This window comes from Streptomyces sp. NPDC097619 (assembly GCF_040302735.1).
GTDB lineage: Bacteria > Actinomycetota > Actinomycetes > Streptomycetales > Streptomycetaceae > Streptomyces.
Genome location: NZ_JBEOSD010000027.1, coordinates 57,459 through 67,293, shown reverse-complemented (window position 1 = coordinate 67,293; position 9,835 = coordinate 57,459). Strand labels below are relative to the sequence as shown.

12 protein-coding genes are annotated in these 9,835 nt (G+C 73.3%); 3 read left to right on the top strand and 9 right to left on the bottom strand.

Annotation, left to right across the window (positions count from 1 at the left end):
* Positions 1 to 941 (bottom strand): DUF4394 domain-containing protein (locus ABTZ17_RS10750; RefSeq protein WP_352195206.1); only part of this gene is annotated, 941 nt, incomplete at its 3' end.
* Between the two features lie 331 nt (positions 942 to 1,272).
* On the opposite strand from ABTZ17_RS10750, the gene ABTZ17_RS10745 reads away from it, so the two are divergent.
* Positions 1,273 to 3,048: a cytochrome c biogenesis protein DipZ gene (locus ABTZ17_RS10745; protein WP_352195205.1), complete on the top strand. Its 1,776-nt coding sequence runs from the start codon at positions 1,273 to 1,275 to the stop codon at positions 3,046 to 3,048.
* A gap of 7 nt (positions 3,049 to 3,055) precedes the next feature.
* Here the strand turns inward: ABTZ17_RS10745 and ABTZ17_RS10740 are convergent, their stop codons facing one another.
* The 6 genes from ABTZ17_RS10740 to ABTZ17_RS10715 all read right to left on the bottom strand — a co-directional run bounded on the left by ABTZ17_RS10740 (position 3,056) and on the right by ABTZ17_RS10715 (position 5,987).
* Positions 3,056 to 3,325, bottom strand: coding sequence for a hypothetical protein (locus tag ABTZ17_RS10740; RefSeq protein ID WP_352195204.1), 270 nt, complete (start codon positions 3,323 to 3,325; stop codon positions 3,056 to 3,058).
* 155 nt (positions 3,326 to 3,480) lie between these two features.
* Positions 3,481 to 4,020 carry a hypothetical protein gene (locus tag ABTZ17_RS10735; RefSeq protein WP_352195203.1) on the bottom strand — a complete coding sequence of 180 codons (540 nt, stop codon included), beginning with the start codon at positions 4,018 to 4,020 and terminating at the stop codon, positions 3,481 to 3,483.
* Positions 4,021 to 4,298: 278 nt separating this feature from the next.
* Positions 4,299 to 4,649, bottom strand: coding sequence for a hypothetical protein (locus ABTZ17_RS10730; RefSeq protein ID WP_352195202.1), 351 nt, complete (start codon positions 4,647 to 4,649; stop codon positions 4,299 to 4,301).
* A 79-nt stretch (positions 4,650 to 4,728) separates the two neighbouring features.
* A complete protein-coding gene (locus tag ABTZ17_RS10725) occupies positions 4,729 to 5,127 on the bottom strand; it encodes an STAS domain-containing protein (RefSeq protein ID WP_352195201.1) in 399 nt (132 codons plus the stop codon).
* A gap of 354 nt (positions 5,128 to 5,481) precedes the next feature.
* Positions 5,482 to 5,754 (bottom strand): hypothetical protein, encoded by a 273-nt coding sequence (locus ABTZ17_RS10720; protein WP_352195200.1) that lies wholly within the window; start codon positions 5,752 to 5,754, stop codon positions 5,482 to 5,484.
* Positions 5,754 to 5,987 (bottom strand): hypothetical protein, encoded by a 234-nt coding sequence (locus ABTZ17_RS10715; RefSeq protein ID WP_352195199.1) that lies wholly within the window; start codon positions 5,985 to 5,987, stop codon positions 5,754 to 5,756. The genes ABTZ17_RS10720 and ABTZ17_RS10715 overlap by 1 nt, the downstream gene beginning before the upstream one ends.
* 358 nt (positions 5,988 to 6,345) lie before the next feature.
* Here ABTZ17_RS10715 and ABTZ17_RS10710 point away from each other — a divergent pair, with 358 nt between their 5' ends.
* Positions 6,346 to 7,041: a dienelactone hydrolase family protein gene (locus ABTZ17_RS10710; protein ID WP_352195209.1), complete on the top strand. Its 696-nt coding sequence runs from the start codon at positions 6,346 to 6,348 to the stop codon at positions 7,039 to 7,041.
* A 150-nt stretch (positions 7,042 to 7,191) separates the two neighbouring features.
* Here ABTZ17_RS10710 and ABTZ17_RS10705 read toward each other — a convergent pair whose 3' ends face one another.
* Complete coding sequence (locus ABTZ17_RS10705; RefSeq protein ID WP_352195198.1) at positions 7,192 to 7,416, bottom strand: hypothetical protein; 225 nt, start codon at positions 7,414 to 7,416, stop codon at positions 7,192 to 7,194.
* A 310-nt stretch (positions 7,417 to 7,726) separates the two neighbouring features.
* Between ABTZ17_RS10705 and ABTZ17_RS10700 the strand changes: the two genes are divergently transcribed.
* Complete coding sequence (locus tag ABTZ17_RS10700) at positions 7,727 to 8,875, top strand: trypsin-like serine protease (RefSeq protein WP_352195197.1); 1,149 nt, start codon at positions 7,727 to 7,729, stop codon at positions 8,873 to 8,875.
* A 146-nt stretch (positions 8,876 to 9,021) separates the two neighbouring features.
* Here ABTZ17_RS10700 and ABTZ17_RS10695 read toward each other — a convergent pair whose 3' ends face one another.
* On the bottom strand, positions 9,022 to 9,681 hold the full coding sequence (locus ABTZ17_RS10695) for a hypothetical protein (protein ID WP_352195196.1): 660 nt from the start codon (positions 9,679 to 9,681) through the stop codon (positions 9,022 to 9,024).
* Between the last annotated feature and the right edge of the window lie 154 nt (positions 9,682 to 9,835).

Sequence of the window (9,835 nt, the reverse complement as noted above, 5' to 3'; positions counted from 1 at the left end):
GTCGCCCCCAATGAGGACTGGGTGGCTGGAACCTCGAACCTTGCTATCGTGCTCGACGGGCTGAGTACCGCTGGTCTTGACAGGGCGAGGTCCGTGACGCGGTAGCGGGTGGGGAAGCCACCCTTGTCCTTCGCCTTGCCGGTGAGGACGTCGACGGCGTACAGGCGGGGGGCGCCGGTGGTCGCGAGGGTGGCGAAGCCGTGGTTCGTGCCCTTGGCCGGGTCGTAGTAGATGTCGAAGCCCGCGTCCGGGGCGGCGTTCACGCCGAGGGCACCGGTGGGGGCCAGGGTGCCCGCGTTCGCCGGGGACTGGAGGGAGACGCGGTCGGCCATCGTGTCCAGGTCGAACAGCGAGGTCGCGGTCGCCGCGTCGAGGTCGTTGTTGGTGTAGGCGGCGCCGGTCACGCCCATCGCCGTGGACGGCGGGGTGGTGGGGTTCGTGAGCGGCCCGTCCACGGTCGTCGTCAGCGGCGCGGCGGGGTCGTCGATGTTGTGGCGCAGGTTCTGGCCGGTGTCGGAGACGACCCGCAGCCGGTTGGCCGCCGGGTTGAAGTCGACGCCGAAGTCGCGCCCGGCCAGGGCCACGGTCAGCTGCGACACCTTCACCGCCTTCGCGTTCCGGGTGCTCAGGGTGTAGACGCCCCCCTTGTCGCCGACGCCGTACAGCTTCTCGTTCTGGACGCGGAAGTCGATGCCGACCAGCTTGGTGTCACCGGACAGGCCGGAGACCTTCCCCAGCGACCACGCCTTGGAGGGCCGGTCGACATCGAACTCCACCAGGCGCTGGTCGCCGGTCAGTCCGATCGCGTGCAGGGAAGGGCGGTCGTGCGCGGGGAGGGGACGCGGGGCCGGACCGGCCGGGTCGGAGGCCGCCAGGGCCGGCGCCGCGCACAGGGCGGCGAGGACGGCGGCGGAGACGGCGGTCGTACGACGGTGACGCATGAAGGCTCCAGGATCGAGCGGCCCCGGCCCGGACGGCCCGCGGGTCCACCACGGCTTCGCGGCGACGGTGGCGGTGGATTGGCCCATCGTCCCCGGACCACCCGGCCGGCCCACACGACCTCTCCGTCCGGGCCTCGCCTCGCACCGTCCGGGTGCCCGACCGGAATGCTCCGGGCCCGCGCACGACGCCACAGCGGGACATCCGGTCGCCCGACGGATCCGGCGCCCCGCCCATCCGCCGCCCCTCACGGATCCGAATGTCCGGTGACGGGATCATCCCGCTCCGACCCTCTTCTCCGGGTCGCCCGGCCCACCGGCAGAGGCGGTCGCCATGCTCACCCTCGTCCTCATCGGACTCCTCGGCGGCCTGATCACCGCGGTCTCCCCGTGCATCCTGCCCGTGCTCCCCGTCGTCTTCCTCGCCGGCGGCCCCGGCACCACACCACCCCCACCGGCCACCACCCGGCCGACCGCCCCGCAGGACACCCCTGCGTCCGGAACGGTCCTCACGGACGCCCCACCCGCCGCACCGGCCCGGAGCCGACGTCCGTATGCCGTGGTCGCCGGACTGGTGCTCAGCTTCAGCTTCTTCACGCTCCTCGGCGTCACGCTCATCTCCGCCCTGGGGCTCCCCGAGGACCTCCTGCGCTACATCGGGCTCGCCCTCCTCGTCCTCATCGGCCTCGGCCTGATCTTCCCGGCCGTGGAGCGGCTGCTGGAGAAGCCCTTCGCCCGGATCCCGCAGCGCCAGGTGAACAAGGAGGGCAGCGCCTTCGTCCTCGGCCTGGGGCTCGGCCTGCTCTACGTCCCGTGCGCGGGCCCGGTCCTCGCCGCGATCACCGTCGCCGGAGCCCGCGGCGAGATCGACGCCGACATCGTCGCCCTGACCCTCGCCTTCGCCGTCGGCACCGCGATCCCCCTGCTCGTCTTCGCCCTGGCGGGCCGACGGGTCGCCGAACGCGTCGCCGCGTTCCGCACCCGCGCCAGGGGACTGCGCATCGCCGCGGGACTCCTCATGATCGCCCTCGCGTTCGCCCTCGCCTTCGACGTGACCACGGCGCTGCAGCGGGCCCTGCCCGACTACACCGCGGCCGCACAGAAGCAGGTCGAGGACAACGACACCGCCCGGCAGAAGCTGTCCGGCCTCTACGACGACTCCAACAAGGACCTCGCCCGCTGCGAGGACGGGGTCGACGAACTCCGCTCCTGCGGAACCGCCCCGCCCCTGGCGGGCATCTCCACCTGGCTCAACACCCCCGGCGGGGCACCGGTGGACCTGACCGCTCTCCGCGGCCGTGTCGTCCTGATCGACTTCTGGACGTACTCCTGCATCAACTGCCAACGCAGCCTGCCCCACATCGAGGCCTGGGACCGGGCCTACCGCGACAAGGGCCTGACGGTCATCGGCGTCCACTCCCCCGAGTTCGCCTTCGAGAAGAACCCGCGCAACGTCGCCGACCAGACCCGCAAGCTCGGCGTCGCGTACCCCGTCGCCCTCGACAACGACCTCGACACCTGGACCAACTACCGCAACCGCTTCTGGCCGGCCAAGTACCTCGTCGACGCCCAGGGCACCGTCCGCTACTTCACCTTCGGCGAGGGCCGCTACGCGCAGACCGAATCCCTCATCCGCGAGCTCCTGCGACAGGCGGACCCCACCGTGGCCCTGCCCGCCGCCACCGACCAGGCCGACGACGACCTCACCGCGGACCGCACCCCCGAGACCTACCTCGGCACCGGCCGCGTCAGCGGCTACGCGGGCACCCCCGAACTCGCCAAGGACCGGCCCACCACCTACGCCTTCCCGAAGGGCGGAGTGCCCCTGAACGGCATCGCCCTGGCCGGGACCTGGACCGCCGGCTACGAGGAGTTCACCGCCGGCGCCGACGCCCGCCTGGCCCTCACCTACCGCGCCAAGAACGCCAACCTGGTCCTCGCCGGCGAGGGCACGGTGACCGTCCTCACCGACGGCCGCCCCACCGGGACGATCACCGTGCACGGCACGCCCACCCTCTACCGCCTCACCGACGACGACACCGCACGCCGAACCGGCCTCGAACTCCGCTTCACCCCCGGCCTGCGCGCCTACGTCCTCACCTACGGCTGAGCGGGCGTCAACGTCGTTCGGCGCAAGGGGGTGAGGAAGCGGAGGGGGGTGAAGGGGGTGAGGCCATGCGGATCAGGCTCCGCAGCAGCACGCCCACCCCGGCCATGACGAGCGCGGGCCCCACCGCCACATGACCGAACCACTCCAGCCACAGACCCCACCCGTCCCACACCGGGCCGCCCGTCGGAGCGTAGTCGTACATCCCGATCAAGGAGCCCAGCACCACGAGGGCGAGGCCCGCCACCGTCCCGATCACCAGTCCCGGTAACTCCCGCACCCACACCGCTCCTTCGGCCTGCGAACCCCGTCGCGGGGCGCGTCCCACCGGGGACCGTACCGGCGCGCTCCGGCCCGCGCGGGCGGTATCGCCGACCGTGACCCCCACGGGGTGACGGCCGGCACGTGGCGGCTGGACCCGTTCCTCCGCCACGGTCAGGGCACGGGATCGGGGCGTCCGGCGGAGTCGTACCCCAGGATCGTGTGGATCCCCACCCCCGCGACGACCGCGAGGTCGGGCACCAGGTGCTGGCTCCTGCGGAAGCCGGCGAGGAACCAGGCGTTGACGTACACGTCCACCAGGCACGCCGTCACGGCGGTGCCGACCAGGACGAAGAGACGGATCGCACGGTCGGTCGTCACGCCTGTGGACCTGATGTAGTAGGCGGCCGTGATGAATCCGATGAGGAGCGGCACCGCCACCGCAATGCCCGCGAACTCCAGCTGGTTCTCGGACCGGACGGGCCCCACCAGGTGTCGGACGGGTGCGGCGTCGGACATCTTCAGGAGGAAGAACCCGGCGAGACCCGTCACCGCCGCGACCGCCCTGACCACGGTCTCCACACGCTCGTTCCCGTGACCCGGCCGAATGCTCCGCTCGCCGTAGCCCATCCGCTCGACCAACGCGGCGGCACAGCCGGCGACCGAGCCCACGATGATCAGGTGAAGTATCAGTGACGCGATCCAGGTGAGCACGTGCCGACCGTCCTCCCCGACGTCCGACTGCCCGACGCGAGGCACTCTTCCCCTCACGGAGCGCCCTCAAGCGCGGCGGGGCCCACGTACGGCGTCATGCCGCTCCGTTCGCCGGTGGAGGCCGCCGCCGTGGACCTGCCGGCCGGTGCCGAGCTTCGCGCGGCCGCCCAAGGTTCCCTGCCCGGTGCCGTCGAACCCCCGGATCGCCCCCGTGATGTGGCGGTCGGTTCCACGACACCTGGGCGCCTCCTCGGCAACCGGTCAGACGCCTGGCCCGGTCAGGGGTGGAGGGCGGCGGTCAGGGTGGGGTGGATGGTGAACCAGGCGGTGACGCCCGCGCGGTCGAGGCGGCCTCGGAACGAGTCGCCGAGCGGGCCGACGAGTTCGAGGCCACCGGCCCGACGGGCGTCGAGGAGCAGACCGAGGAGTTCCTCGCTGCCGTACTCGAGCGCGCCCAGGTCCACGACGAGGCGCAGGCCGGTGTCGGCGGCACGGGTGAAGTGGTCCCGCAGGAGGCTTTCGGGCATGTTCCAGTCCGCCACGCCGCGCAACGTGACCACGTAGGCGCCGGGGAAGGTGGCGTGCAGCACGAGCAGGCCCTCACCGAAGCCGTCGATCGGATCGCTCACGGGATCAGCGGGTACGGGGTCGCCGCGTACGGGCTCGCCGGGTGCGCGACCCCGGAATGGTCGCCCCTCCCCGGCTCGTTCACAGCCCGGCGGTCGTGGTGGCGGGCACACCCGGATCGGCCTCGGCGGCGGTACCGGAGCGGACCCGGCCCGCGGCGGCACCCGGTCCGGCCGGCACCGTCGTATCGGCCGTGTAGGTGAACAGGGTCGTGGTGCCGGTCAGGTGGAACAGTCGGGCCAACTGTTCCGGGAGCGGGCCCGCCAGCACCAGCCTGCCGCGGACGGTCAGGAGGAAGTTCAGGAACGAGGCGTCTGCGAAGGCCACCCCGGAGACGTCCACCACCCGGACCCCGTCGCCCGCGGTCTCCCACACGTCGTCGAGGCAGGGGGCGGAGTCGATGTCGAACTCACCCGCCAGCGCGATGTGCGACCGGCCCGGCGTGCTCTCCGGCAGGACGGGCCCTGAAGCCGACGACATGGCGGGAACACGCGGTTCACGCGTGTCCGCGCAGGCGGGGTCGGGGAGGTGACAGGTCATGAAGGCCGTCCCGGCAAAGGAGAAAGTGGGGCCCCTCCCCTTCCGCGAACGGGAAGGAAGCACGCGACCGGTCGACGGCCGCGCAGATTGAGGAGGTCCGAACCTGAAGCACCCCACCACGCTCAAGGGGGGATGCGGCAGCACGGGTCACGCCAACGGCTACCACCAGCCTACCCGCAGGAGCAATCTCCCATCCCGCCCACGACGACCGCACACCCGTGCCCACGGCGCAGGAGGTGTCGTGCCGGGCGACCTCCGGTGCCCGGAGCAGGTGTTCCACCCGCCCCTCGCGGCTCAGACCTCGATGTAGGCGACGACGACCACGGTGCGCAGGGCCGTGACCCAGTACAGGAGTCGCACGTGTTCGAAGTCATCGGTGTATTGGCGCAGTTGGGGACCAGCACCGTCGCCCGGCAGGGCCTCGCCGATGTCGGGGTCGACGGAGACGACGACCAAGGCGCGGTCCAAGGCGTGGATCTCCGCCTCGTCGGTGATGTTCTCCAGTTGTTTGGCGGCGGCGTCGGAGAAGGCGATGCGGGCGCGGCGCGGATGGTGCTGCGGGGCCATCAGGCGACGGCCGGCCGCTGGGCCGCGAGCCGTGCGAGGTGGGCCTCGCGCAGTTCCTCCCACGGCGTGCACTGCTCCACCGCCGGCAGGCCGTTGGCGGCGATGTCCTCCAGGACGGCGGCCAGCTGGTCGGCGTTCTCGCGGGTTCGGGCGGCGTACGCGCGGATCGCGTCGGCGGCCGCGGGCTCCAGGTGGTGCCGGGCGGTGTCGGCGGGGGCCGGTTGGTCGCTCATCGGGGCTCCAGGGCGCGTGACTGGCGGGCTCCACCACGGTATCGCCGGAGGGGAGCGCCCGGGACCGGTCCGACCGAACCCGGTTCGGCGATCGCCGCCCGTGCGGACCGGTGCTGTGGGCGGCCCGGGACACAACCGGGGCACAGGGCGCAGCCGGTGGTCCCGTCCCGATCGCGCGGATCCTGCCTTCCGCCGGCAGCGGAACGGAGCCCGACCGGTCTCGACGATCACTACGGTCCGGTTCATGACGAAGGAGACAACGGACGCGACGGAATTGACGGAGACGACGGGAACGGCGGAATCGGCAGGGGCGGGGGTGACGACGCGCACGATCGCCTACGCCGCCGACGGACTGACGATGCTCGGGCACCTGGCGCTCCCGGCCGGTGTCGACCGCCGCCCCGCGGTACTGGTCGGGCCCGAGGGCGTGGGGCTCAGCGATGTCGAACGGCACCGGGCCGAGGCCCTGGCCGAACTGGGCTACGTGGCGCTGGCCTTCGACCTGCACGGAGGTCGCTACCTGGACGACCCCGAGGAGATGCTGGCCCGCTGCATGCCGCTGCTCGGCGATCCCGACCGGATGCGTGGCATCGGCCGTGCGGCGCTCGACGTGCTCCACGCCGAGCCGCGGGCGGACCCGGAGCGGACGGCCGCCGTCGGCTACGGGACCGGAGGTGCGATCGCGTTGGAGCTCGGGCGCGACGGAGCCGACTTGCGCGCGATCGCGACCGTCAACGCCCTCACCACGGGCCGACCGGGCGAGGCGAGCCGCATCCGCTGCCCGGTGTGGGCAGGGGTCGGGTCGGAGGATCCGATCATGCCGCCCGCGCAGCGCGAGGCGTTCGCCTCCGAGATGCGGGCCGCGGGCGTCGATTGGCGCCTCACGGTCTACGGCGGCGCCCTGCACGCCTTCCACCACCCGCCGGTGGACCACATCACGCGCCCCGGCGTCGGCCACCACCCCGTGCACGCCGAACGAGCGTGGCGCGATGTCGTCGACCTCCTCACCGAATGCGTGCCCGTGGCGGACGAGGCGCGTCCCGGGGCCGACTGAAGGGGCCCAGGCCCGGATCAGGGCACGACACGCGTTCCGGTCGGAACCGCCGAGGTGGCCCCGCTGTCGCCGGTCGCGCCGCGATTCGGTCTCGGGCACGCGATGTGCCCGGCGGCGCCCGCCGACAGCCGGGTAGGGCCGCGGGGTCGGTCAGCTGACGGGGTCGAAGTCGCCCGGCCGGCCCGTGTCGTCGGTGTCCTGCGCGGCCGGGGGTTCCTGCCAGGTCAGCGTGTCCAGGGGGCGCGGGAGGTGCCGGGCCGCGCCGGGAACGGCGCGCGTCACGGCCGACGCCTCGTCGCTGAACAGCGCGCCGAGGGTGACCGGCGCCCGGTCGGATGACGGTGCTGCCGGGGCCGCGGTCTTGGTGATGGTCATGTGGTGGGGTCCCCCAGGTTCGCCCCGGTCCGGGGCCTTGCCGATGGCCGGCGAGCGGCCGGCTGCGAAAGCGTATCCGGATTCCGACCGTGGGCCGTGGAGATTTTTATCGGGTCGCCCGACCGGCCGGGCCCTCGACGCTCGTTCCCGGAGCTGCGCGGCTCCGGTGCTCGCTCCCGGGCCGGTCCGGTTCGAGCCGGTGCGGCCGGCCTGATTTTGGTATGGACCTGTCAAGCCAATCGGGCTAGCGTGCCCACGCGCCCCTTTGAGAGCGCTCTCAGGAACTCTGTGCCCCACCACAGGAGGTCTCGTGAAACGCACCAAGTCCTTCCGCTCAGCCGCCGCCGCAGTGCTGCTGGTCCTCGGACTCGGCTCGGTCGGCGTGGCGCACGCCGCGCCCGTGCCCGAGCCGCGCCCTGCCGCGCCCACCGTCTCCGACGGACTGCTCGACGCCCTGCGGCGCGATCTCGGGCTGACCGCCGACGAGGCGGCGGAACGGCTGCGCGCCGAGAAGGCCGCCACCGCCGTCGAGACGACCGCGCGGGGGACCGCGGGCGCCGCCTACGGCGGTTCATGGTTCGAACCGGGCACGGGGCGCCTGGTCGTCGCCGTCACCGACCGCTCCGCCGAGGGGCGGGTGCGCGCGCTGGGTGCGGACACCCGGCTCGTCCGACACTCCGCCGCCGCGCTGGACCGGATGAAGGCCCGGCTCGACGGGCGTTCCGCTCCCGCGGGCGTCGCCGGGTGGCACGTCGACCCCCGGCGGAACGGCATCGTCGTCACCGTCGTCCGGGCCGAGCGGCACTCCCCCGCCGTGCGCGCGTTCCTCGACGAGGCGCGTCGTACCGGGCCCGTGACCACGGCAGAGACCGCCGGCGCGCCGCGCACCTATGCGGCCGGAACCGTCGGCGGCGATCCGTACTACACCGGGAACGTCCGCTGCTCGATCGGGTTCTCCGTGCACGGCGGCTTCGTGACCGCCGGTCACTGCGGCCGGGCGGGCGCGGCGGTGCGCGGCTGGGACCAGTCCGCGATGGGCACCTTCCAGGGCTCGTCGTTCCCCGGGGACGACTACGCGTACGTGAGCATCCACAGCGGTTGGTGGACGGTCCCGGTGGTGCTCGGCTGGGGTACGGTCCCCGACCGGTTGGTGCGCGGTTCCGCGGAGGCTCCGGTGGGGGCGTCCGTCTGTCGCTCGGGTTCCACCACGCGCTGGCACTGCGGGTCGGTCCTCGCGAAGAACGAGACCGTGAACTACAGCCAGGGCGCCGTGTACCAGATGACGAAGACGAGCGTGTGCGCGGAGGGCGGTGACTCCGGTGGCGCGTTCATCAGCGGCGACCAGGCCCAGGGGGTGACCTCCGGGGGCTGGGGCAACTGCTCCTCCGGCGGTCAGACCTGGTTCCAGCCCGTCAACGAGATCCTCGCCCGCTACGGTCTGAGGCTGCACACGGCCTGAGGCTGCACACGGCCCGAGGTCGCGGGCCGCGCGGCCCCGAGCACGGAACCCGGGCTCCGAGCCCCGGGCCTCGGCTCGGGGCCGTCGGGCTCGGGCGGGTCAGGCTCGGGACGATCGGGCTCGGGACGGTAGGGCTCTCGGGGCCGTCAGCCCAGTCCGGCGCGGCGGAGCGTGATGTGGGCGAGGTCGCGGATCGCCGTCTCGTCCCCGCGCCGCCACGCGTCCGCCAGTCCTCCGGGGGGCGTCGGGATCCCGACCAGGTCCTTCACCGGGCCGGTGAGGGCGCGGAGGGCCAGCAGATCGGCGCCGCCGGGGGCGTCGGCCAGGGCGCGGACCCGGGCGCTGCGGCGGATCCAGCGCAGCCGCGGGGGCAGCCACAGGGCCAGCACGAGGCACACGGAGAAGAAGATCAGCGCGAACGCCGCGATGTTCGCGACGCGCCCCACCACGTCCTGCATCGATTGGCCGGCGTCCGCGAGTCCCCCGCCGGCCTCGGCGGCTGACTGGAGGGGCTTCTTCAGTACGCCGCCGATCAGCGGGACGTTCGAGGCGGCTTCGCCGGCGTTCTCCAGTCCGGAGGACAGGCTGCCGCCGGCGTCCTCGACCTTCCGGCCCGGCTCGGCGAGTTCCAGGATGGTGTCACGGAGGGCCAGGGCGATCCACACCGCGACGGCGATCAGGGCCAGGGCGATGGCGTCGGCGGTCACCTGCCGGAGGCGGCGGGCGCGGGTGCGGGCGTAGAGGCGCATCGGCGGGCTCCTGTTCCACCGGCGGTCCAGCGGCGGTCCGGTGGCGTTGCGGGGCATGACGGTGGCATTGCGGCGTCTGCGGGGGACGTCACCGGTCGGTCGCCGGACACGGGGCGGAGGCACACCCGGCTTGACGACCCGTCACGTTCCGTTCCGATTCCGGGTCCTGACCGTACACGCTCGTGGCGCGCGCGGCGTGGGTGACGTCAAC